Genomic DNA, 16,413 nt, shown 5'->3' on the forward strand with positions numbered 1-16,413 from the left:
GCTCACGCCGGCATCACCGCGGAGAGATCGCCCTCGCCGGGCTTGCCCTTGGCCGGCTCGGTCCCGTCCTTGGCCGGCTCGACGGCCACCCGGCCCTTGCCGCTGCCGCCCGCGGCGCGGCGCAGCTTGGCGGCGGCCGCCCGGACCGGTCCGGGGGCGCGGTCGAGCACGGACTCGGCGCGGTCCGGCTCCTCGCCGGCCTTGCGCTGCTCGTGGAAGGCCAGGATCTGCAGCTCGATGGAGAGGTCCACCTTGCGCACGTCCACGCCGTCCGGCACGGTCAGCACGGTCGGGGCGAAGTTCAGGATGCTGGTGACGCCGGCCTCGACCAGGCGGTCGCAGACCTGCTGGGCGGCGCCGGGCGGGGTGGTGATGACACCGATGGAGACGTGCTGGCTCTCCACGATCTCCTCCAGCTCGTCCATGTGGCGCACCGGCAGACCGGCCGCGCTGCTGCCGACCACGGCCGGATCGGCGTCCAGCAGGGCCGCCACCCGGAAGCCGCGGGAGGCGAAGCCGCCGTAGTTGGCGAGCGCGTGGCCGAGGTTCCCGATGCCGACGATGACGACCGGCCAGTCCTGCGTCAGGCCCAGCTCGCGGGAGATCTGGTAGACGAGGTACTCGACGTCGTAGCCGACCCCACGGGTCCCGTACGAGCCGAGGTAGGAGAAGTCCTTGCGCAGCTTCGCGGAGTTGACGCCCGCGGCGGCCGCCAGCTCCTCGGAGGAGACGGTCGGCACGGAGCGCTCGGAGAGCGCGGTGAGCGCCCGCAGATAGAGGGGCAGGCGCGCGACGGTCGCCTCCGGGATGCCCCGGGCACGCGAGGGTCGGCGCGCGGCGCCCTGGTCGGGCGTCTGCGAACTGCTCTGTGGTGATCGGCCGATTGCCACGGTGCTCCTGTGGGTGAAGCTGGGCTTTGGCAGCCAGGCTATGCGTTTGTGAACGTGTGCACAAAGATGGTGTCCGTTTTGTCCCCGCACAGTGATGCGCATCACGCCGTCGACCCCATAGCACCGCTCTCTGTCGGCACCACCGCCGGGGGCCGTGCGCCCGGTGTCCGCAGGCCGTACGGAGCCTCCCTGCGGACCAGCGGGACGGGGGCCCCGGACTGCCGCGAACGCGCCCGGCCCAGCCTCGGCCACGGCACCCGGGCCGCCTCGCCCAGCGGCGCGGCCCACTCCTCGGGCGGGCAGGACGGAACGCCCGCGCAGTGCCGCAGCAGCTCGGCGGTGGCCCGGGCGTCGCCCAGCGCGGTGTGCGCCGCGAACCCGCCGAGGCCCGCCGCCTCGGCGCAGGCGGCCAGGCCGAAACCGCGGGCCTGGGGCAGGTGGGCGCGGGCCAGCCGCATGGTGCAGAGCAGCGGGACGGGCGGCAGCGGCACCCCGATCCGGGCGAACTCGCGACCCAGGAAGGCGTGGTCGCAGGTGACGTGATGGCCGACCAGCACCCGGCCGGCCAGCAGCTCCAGCAGCCTCGGCGCGATCTCCCGGAACCGGGGGGCGCCCTCGACGTCGGCCTGGGCTATCCGGTGCACATGGGTCGGGCCGACCGGGCCGAGCGGATCGAGCAGGGTGCAGAACTCGGTCTCCGGGCGCAGCGCCGCGTCCAGCAGCACCACCGCGACCTCGACCACCCGGTGCCGCCACGGGCTGCGGCCGGTCGCCTCCACGTCCACCACCGCGAACCCGCCGGCCGCCCCGGCCGCCTCCGGACGGACGGGCATCCCTGGGGTCGGGCCGGGAAGCATGACGGCACTCCTGGTGTGCTCAGCCCCCCATGGCCGCGGACGCGTTCGATCGTAAGCCGACGAACGGGGCCGTTCCCCGGCCGGTCGCGGGTTTCTTCACAACGATTCGGCGAACCGCCCCCGCCGGTCGGCGGGGGCGGCGCGGGGCGGGACCCCCGGGGCTCAGGCGCCCAGCGCGGCGCGCAGCCGGCGCTCGTCGACCCGCCAGAAGTCGTGCTGGCGGCCGTCGATCAGGGTCACCGGGATCTGCTCCCAGTAGCGGCGGTACAGCTCCTCGTCCTGCGTGATGTCCTTCTCCTCGAACGTCGCGCCCAGCTCGCCCGTCACCCGGACGATCACCTCCCGGGCGTCGTCGCAGAGATGGCAGCCCGGCTTGCCGACCAGGGTCACGGTACGGTCGGCCGGCTTCGGGCTCGGGGTCTTGTCACGTCGCAGCAGTGGGCTCACCAGGCCATTGTGCGCCCGCCTTACACCCGGCCGGGCCGGACGTCCGGCCGGGCCGGGGCCGCCCGCCGTTCACCGCGCGGGCACGCCGCCGTCACGGCCGCTCCCGACCCGGCTGGCTATGCTCGATGCCATGGCCGTGCTCCGAAGGCTCCTCCAGACAAGGCGTCCCACCAGCGCGCGGACCGCCCTGGCGGGCGAGGCCGCGGCCGAGGCGGCGGAGGCCGCGCTGCGCGCCGAACCGGGCCCGGGGCCGACCGCCGGAGCCCCGGCCGCCGAGTCCGCCGGTGCCACCGGGACCGCCGAGCCCATCGGGGCCGTCAAGGACATCGGGACCACCGAGTCCGCCGGGACCGCCGGGACCGCGCCCGCGGCCGACAGGCCGGCCAGGGCCCCCAAGGCGCCCGCCGAGAACCACACCCCCGAGCGGGACGACCCGCGCGCCGCCGCCTTCTTCGACTGCGACAACACCATCCTGCGCGGCGCGGCGATCTTCTACCTCGGCGTCGGCCTCTACCGGCGCGGCTTCCTCACCCGGCGCGACATCGCCCGGTTCGCCTGGCAGCAGGCCTGGTTCCGGCTGCACGGCACCGAGGACCCGGACCACATGGCCGACGCCCAGCACACCGCACTCGGCCTGGTGGCCGGAAAGCGGACGGCCGACCTCGAAGCCATCTGCGAGGAGGTCTTCGAGGAGGTCATCGCCGACAAGATCTGGCCGGGCACCCGCGCCCTGGTCCAGATGCACCTGGACGCCGGCCAGCGGGTCTGGCTGGTCACCGCCGCCCCGCTGGAGGTGGCCCGGGTCATCGCCCGCCGGCTCGGCATGACGGGCGCGCTCGGCACCGTCGCCGAGGCCAGGGACGGCCTCTACACCGGACGTCTGGTCGGGGATCTGCTGCACGGGCCCGCCAAGGCGGCCGCCGTCCGCGCACTGGCCCGCCGGGAGCGGCTCGACCTCGGCCGCTGCGCCGCGTACAGCGACTCGGCCAACGACATCCCGATGCTCTCGCTGGTCGGCCACCCGTACGTGGTGAACCCGGACGGCGCGCTGCGCCGGCACGCCCGGGCGCAGGGCTGGCGGGTGCGGGACTTCCGGACCGGGCGCAAGGCCGCCCGGATCGGCCTGCCGGCGGCGGCCGCGCTCGGCGTGATCGCGGGCGCGGCCGCCGCCGGGGTCGCACTGCACCGCCGGCACCGCGTCTGAACCGCCGGCGCCGCTGCCGAACCTTCCGGCAGCGCGGCCGGGACGAGGCGTCCCCGGGCGGGTGACCGGACGTCAACCAGCCCCCTGACCAGGCCCCTCGTACGGGCGAACTCCCCCGTGCCACCGCTCCGCCCGGATCTCCTGCGCACATCTGATCGCCACCGATCACTTTCGATCGTTCATCAGACGGGGAAAGTCGAGGGTTGCCGAGGCCCGAGGCAGGGAAACCGCCTTCCCGGCCCCCAAACTTGTCACCCAGCGCATCTGTTCGGTCACGTTGAGCCGGATGAACGATGACACGTTCGGTCGACATCAGTCAGATATGCACACTGCGCGGATCTCAAACGACCACTTCGACCACACGGTGTAGCTGTCATTGCACAAAGCGTTATTCTCTCCTGGATGCACGTCACCCACGCGCCCCTTTTGCCGGGCGGCGCGGGCGTGCTCTCCGCGCAGGCGGAGGTGATCCGTCCACAGTTCTGCCTCTGGGAGTCCCGTGTACCCACCCGTCCGGAACGACGCGCCTGCACCCTCCCGCCCGTCGCCCGCGCCCCTGCGCTCCCGCACCGGCCTCCGCGGCCGCCCGGCCTCCGCCCGGCAGATCTCCACCGGCCTGGAGCTGCTGCGCAGCCTGCTCCGCAGCCGGCTCCCCGCCCCGGCCCAACTCGTGAGCGCCGGAGCCTCGTTCGGCCCCGGCCGGCCGCACCCCGGCGGCCTCGCGCTGCGCACCACCGCCGCCGGTTCCGCCGGCGCCGGCTCACGCGGACGGACCGGCGCCACCGGCACCGGCGGCCGCAGCCGGGCCAGGACCGCCCCGAGCCCCGGCTACGAGACCGAGCACAACCCGATCATGGAGCTGGTCGAACGGGCCCAGGCCGGCGAGAGCGATGCCTTCGGCCGCCTCTACGACCACTACGCGGACACCGTCTACCGCTACATCTACTACCGGGTCGGCAGCCGGGCCACCGCCGAGGACCTCACCAGCGAGACCTTCCTGCGCGCGCTGCGCCGGATCGGCACCTTCACCTGGCAGGGCCGGGACTTCGGCGCCTGGCTGGTGACCATCGCCCGCAACCTGGTGGCCGACCACTTCAAGTCCAGCCGGTTCCGGCTGGAGGTCACCACCGGGGAGATGCTCGACTCCAACGAGTGCGAACGCAGCCCGGAGGACTCGGTACTGGAGTCGCTCTCCAACGCGGCCCTGCTGGACGCGGTGCACCGGCTCAACCCGCAGCAGCAGGAGTGCGTCACGCTCCGGTTCCTGCAAGGGCTCTCGGTGGCGGAGACGGCCCGGATCATGGGCAAGAACGAGGGCGCCATCAAGACCCTCCAGTACCGCGCGGTGCGGACGCTCGCCCGCCTGCTGCCGCCCGACGCGCGGTGAGCGGGCCGGTGACCGGGGAGATACCCGCCGGACCGCCACCGTCACCGCCGACGCCGCTCCGACACGTGCGGGTGAACGCCCCGGCCGGTGATCGGCGGCGCGTAACCGACCGCCCGCACCGCTCGTTGGCCAGCGTGCAAGCCTCCACCAGGCGTACGGTCAAGTCGAATTGCGACCTCTCACCCGATGGAGTGGCTTTGGCCCGCCGGGACAACCGCCCGGCAGGCCGGAGTGTCGACAACGACGAAGGGAGGTGTGGCTCGTGACGGCAAACGTGCTGGAGCACCGGCGGGCGAAGGCCTTCGCCGAGGCGCTGGAGGCCCACCGGGCAGAGCAACGCGGCGCCGCCGGTACCGAATCGGCCAACACCGCTTCCACCGGTGCCGGTTCGGCCATGACGGCCACGACGGCCGCGATGGCCGAGCTGGTCGGCATGACCGACGCACTCGGCGCGCTACCCGGACCGGAGCTGGACCGGCAGGTCAGGACGGTCCAACGCGCCCAGCTGATGGCCGCGTTCGAGCAGGCCTTCGCGGGCGGCCCGGGCGCCACCGTGCCCCGGCAGCGCAGGCACCGGTCGCTCCGGACCGCTCCGCGCGGCCGCTGGAGCCGCCGGTTCGCGATCGGCGGACTGGTCGCCGGGCTCGCCGTCGGCAGCCTCGCGGGCGCCGCCACCGCCAGTACCAACGCCCTCCCCGGCGACACGCTGTACGGCATGAAGCGCGGCCTCGAAGGGCTCCGGCTGAACTTCGCGGGCTCCGACAGCGAGCGCGGCGAGCTGCTGCTCGACCACGCCGCCACCCGGCTCGGCGAGGCCAAGAGCCTGGTCGGCCACACCGACCCGGCGGGCGCGCTCAGCCCGGGCACGGTCGAGCAGGTCCGGCGCGCGCTGGACGACATGCACGCCGACGCCCTCAAGGGCCGCGAGCTGCTGCGTTCGGTCTACCGCAGCAACGGCTCGCTGGACCCGATGCGCGCCCTGGCCGGGTTCGCCCAGGGCGAGGACGGCCGCTGGGCGGAGCTGCAGAGCAGGCTGCCGGTGCAGCTGACCCCGCAGGCACACCTGGTGGACCAGCTCTTCGACGACATAAGCGAGGACGTCGCGCCCCTGCGTCTGACCCAGCCGCCCGCCAAGAGCGGCAGCGGCCCGGCGGGCACCGGGGCGGGCGGCGCGAGCGGCGCGGCCTCCGGCACCACCTCCGCCGACACCCCGGCGGGCGGCGGCAACGCCGCACCCGGTGCCGGGCCGGCCCAGGGCGGCGCGGCCGCCGCCAACGGTGGCGGCAGGCCCGGCAGCACCGAGCGGGCCCCGTCCACCGGGTCGGGCCTGCCCGGCATCGGCAACGGCGGCGCGGTGCCGAGCGGCGTGCCGAGCAGCGCCGCGGACGCCGTCGGCGGGCTGGTCGACAACCTCACCAGCGGGCTCACCGGCGTCAAGCCCTCGCCGAGCGCCGACCCGGTGCCCGACCAGGCCCCGCGGCCGTCCGGCCCGCCCAGCGCCGGTGCCGGTGCCACGCCGCAGGGCGTCGAGGTGCCGCCGCTGGTCCCCGGCCTGCTGCCCGGGCTGCGGATCCTCGGCGGCTGACCCGGCCGTACGGACCCGGGTGAGGGCCCGGCGGGTTCGCCGGGCCCTCACCCGGGCACCGTTCCGGAAGGCCGGCGGGGCGCCCTGTGGTTCGGAAGCCGTGGTTCGGAAGCCGTGGCCGGCCGTGGCTCAGAAGAAGACCGACCGCCGCTGCACCAGCAGCTTGTAGAGCGTGTGCTGGATGGTCTCCCGTACCTCGTCGGCCAGGTCGAAGACCAGCATCGGGTCGTCCGCCGCCTCCGCCGGGTGCCCGTCGGTGGCGATCGGTTCACCGAACTCGATCGTCCACTTGGTCGGCAGCGGCACCGCGCCGAGCGGCCCCAGCCACGGGAAGGTCGGCGTGACCGGCACGTACGGCAGGCCCAGCAGCCGGGCCAGCGTCTTGAGGTTGCCGATCATCGGGTAGGTCTCCTCCGCCCCGACGATCGCGCACGGCACGATCGGCACCCCCGCCCGCAGCGCCGAGGCGACGAACCCGCCGCGCCCGAACCGCTGCAGCTTGTACCGCTCGGAGAACGGCTTGCCGATGCCCTTGAAGCCCTCCGGCCAGACTCCGACCACCTCGCCGCGCTCCAGCAGCGCCTGGGCGTCCTCGTTGCAGGCCAGCGTGTGACCGGCCTTGCGGGCCAGCTCGTTGACGCCGGGCAGGACGAAGACCAGGTCGGCGGCGAGCATCCGCAGGTGCCGGTGGTGCGGGTGGTGGTCGTGGATGGCCACCTGGGTCATCAGCGCGTCCAGCGGGATCGTCCCGGAGTGGTTGGCGACGATCAGCGCGCCGCCCTCGGCCGGGATGTTCTCGATCCCGCGCACCTCGACCCGGAAGTACTTCTCGGCGAGCGGGCGCAGCAGCGAGAGCAGCACCTCCTCGGTGAGCTCCCGGTCGAAGCCGAACTCGTCCACCTCGTAGTCGCCGGTGATCCGGCGGCGCAGGAAGGCCAGGCGGTCGGCGGCCCGGCCCTCCCAGCCCTTGCCGAACAGGCGGGTGGCGGCCGGGCCGAGCCGCCCGGCCAGCGCCCCGCCGACGGCGTCGGCGAGCTGGTCGGCCAGGCCCGGGTGGCCGGGGTCGCTCCAGCTGGGCGCGGACTCGATCGGGATGACCTTGGCCCCGTCCCTCGCGTTCTCGGCTGCGGCACTCATCGCGGGTTCAGCTCCTGGGTCGGTGGGGAGGAACGGCCGGGCGGCGCTCCGACCCGAGCAGGGCGGCCAGCCGGTCGGTGACGGCGGTGAGCCGTTCGGGTGGCAGCAGGCCGGCGGACTGCGCGGCGGCGAAGTCGGCGAAGGCCTCCGGGGTGGTGAAGCCGGGCCGGTAGCCGAAGGTCTCGCGCAACCGGGTGGTGTCCACCACCCGGCCGTGGGTCAGCAGCCGCAGCTGCTCGGGCGAGAAGTCGACCATCCTGGTCTGCCGGGCCACTGCCGCCACCCAGCTGATCGCGGGCAGCAGCAGCGGCAGGGTCGGCCGGCCGAGCCTGCGGGCGCACTGGGAGAGCAGCAGCACGCCCTCCCCCGCCACGTTGAAGGTCCCGGTGTTGACGGTGCCGGGCTCGGCGGCGACGGCCGCCCGGCAGAGCACCTCGACCGCGTCGTCCTCGTGGACGAACTGCAGCCGGGGGTCGTAGCCGAGGACGATGGGCAGCACCGGCAGGGCGAAGTACTCGCTGAGCGGGGTGTCCGCGCCGGGGCCGACGATGTTGGCGAACCGCAGCACGGTCACCGCGACGTCCGGGCGGCGCCGGGCGAAGCCGCGGACGTAGCCCTCGACCTCCGCCGCGTCCTTGGCGAAGCCGCCGCCGGGCAGGTTCTTGGGCTGCGTCCGCTCGGTGAACACCGCCGGGTCGCGCGGGGTGGAGCCGTACACGCCGGTGGTGGACTTCACCACCAGGCGGCGCACGCCGGACGCCTTCTGGCAGGCACCGAGCAGTTGCATGGTGCCGATGACGTTGGACTCCTTGACCGAGGAGCGGTTGGTCGAGCCCAGACCGGTGGCGCTGACGCTGAGGTGGACGACGGTGTCGACCCGGTGCTCGGCGATCACCCGGGCCACCGCCGGCCGGCGCAGGTCGAGCTGGTGGAAGCGGTACGGGGCGGCGGGCCCGTCCGGTTCCGCGACGGCGTGCCGGGGCGGCTGCACGTCCACGCCGACCACCAGGTCCACCCCGGGCCGGCGGCGGATCTCGGCGGCGAAGCGGGCGCCGAGATGGCGTGCCACGCCGGTGACGAGCACGACCATGCCCACGGTGCTGCACCCCATTCCTCGCCCTGAGCGACTTGCGTGCACCGTACCGCGCCGCCGTGTCGGGCCGTGAAATGACACCGCCCGCCCAGGCCACAAGGGTCTGGACGGGCGGTGGAAGCGCCGGGCGCGCAGGGCGCGGCCGGGGGCGCTTACTTCTTGTTGCGACGCTGCACGCGGGTCCGCTTCAGAAGCTTGCGGTGCTTCTTCTTGGCCATACGCTTGCGACGCTTCTTGATGACAGAGCCCACGGAACAACCCTCGCTCACTGAGACTCGCGCCCGTGAGAGACGGAGTCCATACGACTGACGGACGGCCTAGCCTACCTTCCGCGCGCCCTGGGTCGTAATCGTGCTCCCCGGAACCGGGAAACACCCGGAGAATCCCCGGCGAACGGGCCCGGGGTCCGCAGGCTGCGGACCCCGCCCCGCCGCCCGGCCCTACGCGCTCTCGAGCCGCACGTAGGACTCCTTGAGGTACTCGTGCACCGCCTGCTGGGGCACCCGGAAGGACCGTCCGACCCGGATGGCCGGCAGTTCTCCGCTGTGCACCAACCGGTACACCGTCATCTTGGACACCCGCATGACCGCGGCCACCTCCGCCACGGTCAGGAAGACAACTTCCTGCAGGGGGCGTTCGCCGGAACTCATGACCATCACCCGACCCTTACCCGTGTGCAAGGCACCGGCTTCCCCTCCGGTGACTCCACCGGCACACGTGTATCCCCAGAGTAGTTATGGGTGGTACCAGTGGGAAGAGGGGGAAGCCCAGTCCTCGTACGGTGAGAGATAGGCCTGTTGCAGTACGTAGTCGCTCAGCGGTCTGTAGCAGTGGGCATGCGCACGCCCCCGGACACGGGGCTGCCGGTCCGGGGCCTCCGGGCTCAGGGCAGCAGGCCGTGGTAGGGCAGGACGGCCCGGCGGGTGGCGAGGATCGCCTGGTCCAGCCGGTCGGCCGGATCGTAGCCGGTGTCGAAGTCCCGCCAGACGGGCCTGGCCCCGTCGGTCATCCGCAGCGGGGCCGGGCGGCGGGTGCGCCGGTAGACCTCGGCGCGCCAGGCCTCCGGGGTCTCGGTGGCCGGGTCGACGGGCCGTCCGGCGGCGGTGGCGACCAGGTGGGTCCAGGTCCGCGGGACGACGTCCACCACGGCGTAGCCGCCTCCGCCGGTGGCGATCCAGCGGCCGCCGGCGTGCCGGTGGGCCAGGTCGTGCAGTTCCTCGGCGATCAGCCGCTGGGCGTCCACGGTGACGGCGAAGTGGGCGAGCGGGTCCTCCAGGTGGGTGTCCGCGCCGTGCTGGGTGACCAGGACCTGCGGGCGGAACGCGGCCAGCAGTTCGGGCACCAGGGCGTGGAAGGCGCGCAGCCAGCCGGTGTCGCCGGTGCCGGCCGGCAGCGGCAGGTTCGCGGCGGAGCCGGGGGCGTCGGGGCCTCCGGTCTCGGTGGCCCAGCCGGTCTGCGGGAAGAGCGTGGCGGGGTGCTCGTGCAGCGAGACGGTGAGCACCCGCGGGTCGTTCCAGAACGCCTGCTGGACGCCGTCACCGTGGTGGACGTCCACGTCGACGTAGGCGACCCGCTCGGCGCCGAGTTCGAGCAGCCGGGCGATGGCGAGCGCCGGGTCGTTGTAGATGCAGAAACCGGAGGCCCGGCCGGGCATGGCGTGGTGCAGCCCGCCGGCGAAGTTGACGGCGTGCGGGGTCTCGCCGCGCCAGACGGCCTCGGCGGCGGCCACGGACTGGCCGGCGATCAGCGCGGAGGCGGAGTGCACGGCGGGGAAGGCCCAGTTGTCGTCGGTGCCGAGCCCGTGCCGGGCGTCCTGCTCCTCGGGGTGGGCGGCGGCGTGCTTGACCGCCGCGACGTACTCGCGGGTGTGCACCAGGCGCAGGGTGGACTCGCCGGCCGGCGGCGCGGCCCGGACCGTCACCCCGGGGCCGCTGCTCAGCCCGAGGGATTCCACGAGGCGCATGGTGAGCGCCAGCCGGGTCGGGTCCATCGGGTGGCCGGGGCCGAAGTCGTAGGCGGTGACGGCCTCGTCCCAGAAGAGGTGCAGGCCGCAGGGGGTGTCACGCTCGGCTTCGGGCATGGCCTCCACCGTAGCGGGTGGCTCCGCTCCGGCGGCCGCCAGGGCGCGCCGGTTCCGGGCCGCTCCGGCCGTCCGCCCCGGCCGTGGGTGCCGGCCGTCCGCTCGGGCGGTTCGCTCGGGCGGTTCGCGCTCAGGCCACCGCGGGCCGGGCGACCGGGGCGGGGGCGAAGCGGCCGGCGAGCGGGAGGACGGCGAGCACCAGCAGCATCGGGGCGAGCAGTGCCCAGCGGTAGGAGCTCGCGCCCGCGATCGCCCCGACCAGTGGTGAACCGACCAGGAAACCCACGTAGTTGAAGAGGTTGAGCCGGGCCACGGCGGCGTCCGAGTCGGCCGGGAAGAGCCGTCCGCCGGCCGCGAAGACCTGGGGGATGATCGCGCAGATTCCGAAGCCGAGCACGGTGAAGCCGGCGATGCCCGCCCCGGCACCGGGCGCCGCGGCGGCCACCGCGAAGCCGAGCGCGGCCAGCGCGGCGCCGCCGCGGACCACGGGGACGGCGCCCCAGCGCTGCACCGCGCGGTCACCCAGGGCCCGGCCGAGCAGCATCGCCACCATGTAGCCGAGGTAGGAGAGCTTGGCGACGTCCTTCGGGCTGCCGAGGCCGTCGGTGAGGTACTTGACGCTGTAGTTGGAGACCGAGGCGTCCGCGATGTACGCGAAGGCCATCGCCAGGCAGAGCGGCAGCAGTGGCCGCCACGGTACGGACCGGGCGGCGGCCTCGGCGGCCTCCCGGACGGCGTCGCCCAGTTCGGCGGGCCCGGCGAAGCGGGTGCCGGCGAGGACGGCGAGCGGGGCGATCACCGCGGCGGCCGAGCCGAACAGCACCGGCAGGCCGAGGTCGTAGCGTGAGCCGAGGCCCGCGACGGCGGCGCCGAGGATGCCGCCGAGGCTGAACGCGGCGTGGAAGCCGAGCATGACCGAGCGCCCGTAACGGCGCTGGAGGCCCACCCCGAGCATGTTCATACTGGCGTCCAGCGCACCGACCAGAAGCCCGAACGCGCCGAGGGCCAGGGCGAGTTGCCAGAGCGTGCCGCCGAGCCCGGCGCCCGCCAGGCTGAGGCAGACGGCGGGCTGGACGACCCGCAGCACAGCCCGGGCCCCGGTACGCCGCACCAGCCATTCGGAGCCGATCGAGCCCACCCCGGCCAGGATCGGCACGGCCGCCAGGAAGACCGGCAGCAGGGCGTCGCTCAGCCCGTACCGGTCCTGGATCTCGGGGATACAGGTGACCAGCAGGGCGAAGGTGACGCCCTGGAGCAGGAAACTCGCGGCGAGCGCGGCTCTGCCCGCGCGCAGCCGAGGAGGGATCACGGTACTCATGCCAACCTCGCTACTGGCCGGTACAACGATGTTGGCGAGAGCGTAGGCGGTGGCGCGCGATCGCGGGAGGGGTCGCGCAGCAGTTCTGCGAACAGCCGTTCCGTGCGGCTGTTCCGCGGCGGCCCTCCCCGGCCGGGCGGGCTCAGAGCAGCGCCGGGACCTCCGCCAGATCGGCGATCAGCCCGGTGGCACCGGCGGCGGTCAGCTTCGCCGGGTCGGTGAGCGCGGTGTACCCGTACACGTCCATACCGGCGGCCCGGGCGGCCAGCACGCCGTTGACGCTGTCCTCCAGGACCAGGCAGCGGCCCGGCTCGACGCCGAGGGTGCGGGCGGCGTGCAGGAAGAGGTCGGGCGCGGGCTTGCCGACGCCGACGTCCTGGGCGCTGAAGATCCGCTCCTCGACGAAGTTCCCGCGCAGGCCGGCGACGTCGAGCGCGGTCCGGATCCACTCGTGGTGCGCCGAGGAGGCCAGGCAGTAGGGCACGGAACGCTGCTGCAACTCCTTCAGCAGACGCTCCGCGCCCCGGACGGCGGCGAGTTCGGCGCCGAACGCGGCGAACACCCGGGCGTGGAACAGGTCGTCGAAGCCGTCCGGCAGCTTCGCCCCGTCGAACCGCTCGGCGATCACGTCGTGGACCCGGTGGGCGGCGGTGCCCATGAAGTCCCGGTACGACTCCTCGACGGTGGTCGGGTAGCCGAGTTCGGTCAGGTACTCGGCCAGCAGCCGGTTGGAGAGCGGCTCGCTGTCCACCAGGACACCGTCGTTGTCGAAAATCACCAAGTCGTAGGACATGCCGTCGAGCCTACTGGGCCCCGCCTCCGGGCCCGCCGGGCCTTGCGTCCGGGCCTACTTGCCGCCGGAGGCCAGCTCCCGGGAACGGTCCCTGGCCGCCTCCAGGGCGCCCAGCAGGGCCGCCCGTACACCGTGGTTCTCCAGCTCGCGGATGGCGGCGATGGTGGTACCGGCCGGCGAGGTGACGGCCTCGCGCAGCTTCACCGGGTGCTCGCCGGAGTCCCGCAGCATCACCGAGGCGCCGATCGCCGACTGCACGATCAGGTCGTGCGCCACCTGCCGGGGCAGGCCGAGCAGGATGCCCGCGTCCGTCATCGCCTCGACCAGGAAGTAGAAGTACGCCGGGCCCGAACCGGAGAGCGCGGTCGCCGCGTCCTGCTGGGACTCGGGCAGCCGCACCGCCTTGCCGACCGAGCGGAAGATCTCCTCCGCCCGCTCCAGGTGCGCCTCGGTGGCGTGCGAGCCGCCGGAGATCACGCTCATGCCCTCGTCCACCAGGACGGGCGTGTTGGGCATCACCCGGACCACCGGGGTGCCGGCCGCCAGCCGCGCCTCGAACCAGGCGGTGGGGACGCCGGCCGCCGCCGAGATCACCAGCCGGTCGGGGCTGACGTGCGGCGCCAGCTCCTCCAGCAGGGTGCCCATGTCCTGCGGCTTCACCGCGAGGATCAGGGTGTCGGCGAGCTTGGCGGCCTCGGCGTTGGTCGCGGTGCCGACGCCGTACTTCCCGGCCAGCTCGGCCGCGCGCTCCGGGCGGCGGGCCGTCACCAGCACGTCCGCCGGGTCCTTGCCGGCCCTCAGCAGACCGGAGAGCAGGGCCTCGCCGATCTTGCCGGTGCCCAGGAAGGCGATCTTCTGTCCGTGTGCTCCGCTGCTGGCCATGGCCGCTCCTTACCTCCGGTACTGCGGCCATCCTCGCACCGCGACCGGGCCGGCGGCGGGAGCGTCCACCCAGCGGTCGGACTGCCGCCCGCCACGCCCTAGGGAGAAACTCGGGGTTCTCCCCTATGGCCCCGGGCCGTGTGCGGGCGCACCGTGGAGGTATGGCACACGAAGAGATGTCCCGACGTGAGAACCGGCAACTCGCCGTCGCCGCCGCGACGGTGGGACCGTGGCGGACGGCCGCGGGAGTCGGTGCGGTGGTGGGGGCGACGGCCCTGGGGATCGATGCGATCACCGGTGACTGGTCGCTGAGCATGCTGGCCGGACCGGCCGGCTGGGCGCTGTTCTTCTTCTTCCTGGTCGGCACGGTGGGCGGCCAGCTGCGCCGCGACACCGGCGACCGGCGGCTGCGCCGGTGGGCGGCCGAGCACCCGTGGCAGTCGGCGCTGCCAGCGGCCGGCGGACTGCTGGTGCTGAACATGCTGGCGCAGACGTTCCTCGGCGACGCCGGCCTGTTCGGCGCGTTCTTCCTCTCGCTGCTGCCGGCCGGCGTCCTGCTCGCCGTGGCGGGCGTGGTGGGTTCGGTGAAGCAGGCCCGGGGCAAGGGCTGACGCCGTTTCCGGAACGGCGGAAACAGGGGCGATCTCCGCACATCGCGCACGCGTTCACCACCTGGTGTGCCCCCGATCAGCGAATCGTCACACCCCGTCGGCATACTGGCGCGATGCCGATAGCCGAAGATCCAGAACCGCGCCCGTCCGAGGGCCGGGAGCCGGGCGGGTCCGACCCGTCCGAGGCGGGCGGGAAGGACCCGTTCGCGGACCTCGTTCTCGACGAGGAGTTCGTCAAGGGCGCCACCGTGAAGGAGCAGTCCGGCCGGACCCGGATGCTCACCGCCCGCTGGCGCCACACCCCGCCGGTCGACCCGGGCGGCCGCCGCTCGGTGAACGACGGCCCCTCGAAGGGCAAGCGGTTCGGCCGCGGGCCCCGGCGGCCCGACGCCTTCGGCAACCCGGGCCCGCGCCGCCGCCTGGAGTGGCGGGCGCCGCTGTACGTGGTGCTGACCATCGCGGTGCTGCTCGCCGCGCTCAACATCGACGGGCTGCGGAGCTGGTACTCCGAGCACTACGGTGACGCCGGCACCCCCGGCCCGTCCGCCGTCGCGCCGGCGCCCACCGTCGCCCCGGAGACCGCCCGGCCGACCGCCGCCCCGCCGTCGGCGGCCGAGCAGCAGCCGACCGTCGACCACCCGTGGGCCGGCTCCCCGGCCGAGGGCTGGCCGAGCGGGGCGGAGGCCTTCGTGCTGCCCGCGGCGCAGGCCACCGGGGTCTTCGGCGCCGAGGAGGTGGCCGGCCAGCTCCAGCTGGTCAAGGACTACCTGACGGCCGCCAACCTGGACCCGAAGGTGACCGCGGGCGGCCGCCCCGAGGCGGCACTGGCCCTGCTGGACCGCGGCGACCGGGACAGCGCCGAGGCGGCGCTCGCCAAGCCGTCCGAGGAGCGGAACGCCATCTCCTACTTCAGCCGCTTCAACCCGGCCGAGGCGATCCCCGTGACCGACGTGGTCAAGGTGCAGGGCCGGACGACGTTCGAGAGCGACGGCGAGAAGGGCGTGCTGGTGCACACCGACTACACCTTCGTCTACGCGATCCGCCCCGGGCCCGAGGCGGCCAAGCAGGCCCTCCCCGGGAAGCCGTCCACCAGGCCGTCCACGACGGGCGAGCCCGCGCCCGGCCTGCCGAGCGGCCCCGGAGTGGCCAAGCCGGTGGCGCTGACCAGCGTGAACGGCGATGTCCCCGGCGACACCTGGACCGCCAGGACCATCGTGCGGCGGATCACGGACTTCCGCTTCTACGACCCGGCCAGGTACCAGTCCAACCCGAAGAAGATCAACCTGCGGCGGTACGACTCCGAGTCCGGCAACAGCGCCTGCAACGTCCACGACGGCTACTACCACCCGCAGTTCGACCAGTTCGCCCAGCCGGACCCGGAGCGGACCGGGCCGAGCCTGGACCCGTACGACCGCAGCAAGGACATCGACGGCGAGCGGGAGTGCGGCTCGGTCAGCCGCAGCTGACCGGTCCGGCCGCGCTCAGCGCCTGCGCTTGCCCCGGCCCGGCGCCTTGGTGTCGGGCCGGCCGCCGCGGGTCGCCTGCCGGCGCTCGTACTGGGCGACGGCCCGCTCGTACCCGGCCCGCCGGACGGCCTCGCCGGGGGCCTCGATGAGGCTGCGGACGAAGTAGGCGAGGAGCGCGCCGACCCCGCCGATGAGCCAGACCACGCCGAGCGACTTGTCCTCGGCCATCCAGCCGCTCAGCTGGTCCCTGCCCTCGCTGAGCAGCTTCCAGGTGCGCAGACCGGCCATCAGCGAGCAGACCGCGATGGCCGCGACCAGCAGCCCGTTCACGAAGCCGCCACCGGAGGAGAGCCGGACGCCCTCGACGCCGAAGCGCAGCACGAAGGCTCCGGCCAGCGCGGCCAGCAGGGCGCCGATCGGCACGACGACCCGGCGCAGCCGGTAGTCGGCGCCCCGGTCGACCCAGCTGGTGCCGAACCAGCGGATCGGTTCCGGCTCGGGGGCGCCGGCGGGCTTGGGGGCGGGGGCGGGGTCCTGGGTCACAGGTCCGATTATCACCCGGTGTCGCGGGAACGCGGAGGGGTGGGGCCCCCCGGGGGGGCCGCCCCCCCCCCCCCGCGCGGGGCCCCCCCCCCCCGCGCCCCCCCCCCGCCCCCCCCCATA

General features: G+C 74.3%; 17 protein-coding genes. 5 read left to right on the plus strand and 12 right to left on the minus strand.

Annotated elements, in window-relative coordinates:
- Positions 1–2 precede the first annotated feature (2 nt).
- The 3 genes from ACIQIB_RS02050 to ACIQIB_RS02060 all read right to left on the minus strand — a co-directional run bounded on the left by ACIQIB_RS02050 (position 3) and on the right by ACIQIB_RS02060 (position 2,194).
- Positions 3–890: a redox-sensing transcriptional repressor Rex gene (locus tag ACIQIB_RS02050; protein ID WP_363605987.1), complete on the minus strand. Its 888-nt coding sequence runs from the start codon at positions 888–890 to the stop codon at positions 3–5.
- A 101-nt stretch (positions 891–991) separates the two neighbouring features.
- Positions 992–1,747, minus strand: coding sequence for a 3'-5' exonuclease (locus ACIQIB_RS02055; RefSeq protein WP_363605988.1), 756 nt, complete (start codon positions 1,745–1,747; stop codon positions 992–994).
- A 162-nt stretch (positions 1,748–1,909) separates the two neighbouring features.
- Positions 1,910–2,194 carry a glutaredoxin family protein gene (locus ACIQIB_RS02060; RefSeq protein WP_363605990.1) on the minus strand — a complete coding sequence of 95 codons (285 nt, stop codon included), beginning with the start codon at positions 2,192–2,194 and terminating at the stop codon, positions 1,910–1,912.
- A gap of 130 nt (positions 2,195–2,324) precedes the next feature.
- Between ACIQIB_RS02060 and ACIQIB_RS02065 the strand changes: the two genes are divergently transcribed.
- The 3 genes from ACIQIB_RS02065 to ACIQIB_RS02075 all read left to right on the plus strand — a co-directional run bounded on the left by ACIQIB_RS02065 (position 2,325) and on the right by ACIQIB_RS02075 (position 6,370).
- Positions 2,325–3,398, plus strand: coding sequence for an HAD family hydrolase (locus tag ACIQIB_RS02065; RefSeq protein WP_400756235.1), 1,074 nt, complete (start codon positions 2,325–2,327; stop codon positions 3,396–3,398).
- A gap of 604 nt (positions 3,399–4,002) precedes the next feature.
- Positions 4,003–4,785: an ECF subfamily RNA polymerase sigma factor, BldN family gene (locus tag ACIQIB_RS02070; protein WP_400756312.1), complete on the plus strand. Its 783-nt coding sequence runs from the start codon at positions 4,003–4,005 to the stop codon at positions 4,783–4,785.
- Between the two features lie 262 nt (positions 4,786–5,047).
- Positions 5,048–6,370 carry a DUF5667 domain-containing protein gene (locus ACIQIB_RS02075; RefSeq protein ID WP_363605993.1) on the plus strand — a complete coding sequence of 441 codons (1,323 nt, stop codon included), beginning with the start codon at positions 5,048–5,050 and terminating at the stop codon, positions 6,368–6,370.
- Positions 6,371–6,499: 129 nt separating this feature from the next.
- On the opposite strand, the gene ACIQIB_RS02080 is transcribed toward ACIQIB_RS02075, so the two are convergent.
- The 8 genes from ACIQIB_RS02080 to proC form a co-directional block, all read right to left on the minus strand.
- Positions 6,500–7,507: a lysophospholipid acyltransferase family protein gene (locus ACIQIB_RS02080; protein ID WP_363605995.1), complete on the minus strand. Its 1,008-nt coding sequence runs from the start codon at positions 7,505–7,507 to the stop codon at positions 6,500–6,502.
- Positions 7,508–7,514: 7 nt separating this feature from the next.
- Complete coding sequence (locus tag ACIQIB_RS02085; protein ID WP_363606062.1) at positions 7,515–8,603, minus strand: NAD-dependent epimerase/dehydratase family protein; 1,089 nt, start codon at positions 8,601–8,603, stop codon at positions 7,515–7,517.
- 149 nt (positions 8,604–8,752) lie between these two features.
- On the minus strand, positions 8,753–8,851 hold the full coding sequence (locus ACIQIB_RS02090) for a 30S ribosomal protein bS22 (protein WP_003948845.1): 99 nt from the start codon (positions 8,849–8,851) through the stop codon (positions 8,753–8,755).
- Between the two features lie 189 nt (positions 8,852–9,040).
- Positions 9,041–9,250 carry a helix-turn-helix domain-containing protein gene (locus ACIQIB_RS02095; RefSeq protein ID WP_148644250.1) on the minus strand — a complete coding sequence of 70 codons (210 nt, stop codon included), beginning with the start codon at positions 9,248–9,250 and terminating at the stop codon, positions 9,041–9,043.
- A 233-nt stretch (positions 9,251–9,483) separates the two neighbouring features.
- Positions 9,484–10,680 (minus strand): acetoin utilization protein AcuC, encoded by a 1,197-nt coding sequence (locus ACIQIB_RS02100; RefSeq protein WP_363605997.1) that lies wholly within the window; start codon positions 10,678–10,680, stop codon positions 9,484–9,486.
- A 130-nt stretch (positions 10,681–10,810) separates the two neighbouring features.
- Entirely contained in the window at positions 10,811–11,998 is a 1,188-nt protein-coding gene (locus tag ACIQIB_RS02105; protein ID WP_363605999.1) for an MFS transporter, read from the minus strand.
- A gap of 142 nt (positions 11,999–12,140) precedes the next feature.
- The gene (locus ACIQIB_RS02110) at positions 12,141–12,791 is read right to left on the minus strand and encodes an HAD family hydrolase (protein WP_400756237.1); all 651 of its coding nucleotides are present in this window, start codon (positions 12,789–12,791) and stop codon (positions 12,141–12,143) included.
- A gap of 54 nt (positions 12,792–12,845) precedes the next feature.
- A complete protein-coding gene (gene proC / locus ACIQIB_RS02115) occupies positions 12,846–13,673 on the minus strand; it encodes a pyrroline-5-carboxylate reductase (RefSeq protein ID WP_363606003.1) in 828 nt (275 codons plus the stop codon).
- Positions 13,674–13,834: 161 nt separating this feature from the next.
- Here proC and ACIQIB_RS02120 point away from each other — a divergent pair, with 161 nt between their 5' ends.
- Together ACIQIB_RS02120 and ACIQIB_RS02125 are read left to right on the plus strand one after the other, a co-directional pair.
- Positions 13,835–14,284: a hypothetical protein gene (locus ACIQIB_RS02120; RefSeq protein ID WP_363606004.1), complete on the plus strand. Its 450-nt coding sequence runs from the start codon at positions 13,835–13,837 to the stop codon at positions 14,282–14,284.
- A gap of 113 nt (positions 14,285–14,397) precedes the next feature.
- Positions 14,398–15,750 carry a hypothetical protein gene (locus ACIQIB_RS02125; RefSeq protein WP_400756239.1) on the plus strand — a complete coding sequence of 451 codons (1,353 nt, stop codon included), beginning with the start codon at positions 14,398–14,400 and terminating at the stop codon, positions 15,748–15,750.
- Between the two features lie 15 nt (positions 15,751–15,765).
- On the opposite strand, the gene ACIQIB_RS02130 is transcribed toward ACIQIB_RS02125, so the two are convergent.
- A complete protein-coding gene (locus tag ACIQIB_RS02130; protein WP_400654339.1) occupies positions 15,766–16,293 on the minus strand; it encodes a hypothetical protein in 528 nt (175 codons plus the stop codon).
- Positions 16,294–16,413 lie beyond the last annotated feature (120 nt).

The organism is Kitasatospora sp. NPDC092286 (assembly GCF_044755565.1).
Classification (GTDB): Bacteria; Actinomycetota; Actinomycetes; order Streptomycetales; family Streptomycetaceae; genus Kitasatospora.

What these genes read in the sequence shown, in the direction of transcription:
- ACIQIB_RS02055 (WP_363605988.1), bottom strand. Translation starts at nt 1,747, where the DNA reads ATGCTTCCCGGCCCGACCCCAGGGATGCCCGTCCGTCCGGAGGCGGCC.
- ACIQIB_RS02065 (WP_400756235.1), top strand. Translation starts at nt 2,325, where the DNA reads ATGGCCGTGCTCCGAAGGCTCCTCCAGACAAGGCGTCCCACCAGCGCG.
- ACIQIB_RS02080 (WP_363605995.1), bottom strand. Translation starts at nt 7,507, where the DNA reads ATGAGTGCCGCAGCCGAGAACGCGAGGGACGGGGCCAAGGTCATCCCG.
- ACIQIB_RS02095 (WP_148644250.1), bottom strand. Translation starts at nt 9,250, where the DNA reads ATGAGTTCCGGCGAACGCCCCCTGCAGGAAGTTGTCTTCCTGACCGTG.
- ACIQIB_RS02100 (WP_363605997.1), bottom strand. Translation starts at nt 10,680, where the DNA reads ATGCCCGAAGCCGAGCGTGACACCCCCTGCGGCCTGCACCTCTTCTGG.
- ACIQIB_RS02105 (WP_363605999.1), bottom strand. Translation starts at nt 11,998, where the DNA reads ATGAGTACCGTGATCCCTCCTCGGCTGCGCGCGGGCAGAGCCGCGCTC.
- ACIQIB_RS02110 (WP_400756237.1), bottom strand. Translation starts at nt 12,791, where the DNA reads ATGTCCTACGACTTGGTGATTTTCGACAACGACGGTGTCCTGGTGGAC.
- proC (WP_363606003.1), bottom strand. Translation starts at nt 13,673, where the DNA reads ATGGCCAGCAGCGGAGCACACGGACAGAAGATCGCCTTCCTGGGCACC.
- ACIQIB_RS02120 (WP_363606004.1), top strand. Translation starts at nt 13,835, where the DNA reads ATGGCACACGAAGAGATGTCCCGACGTGAGAACCGGCAACTCGCCGTC.
- ACIQIB_RS02125 (WP_400756239.1), top strand. Translation starts at nt 14,398, where the DNA reads ATGCCGATAGCCGAAGATCCAGAACCGCGCCCGTCCGAGGGCCGGGAG.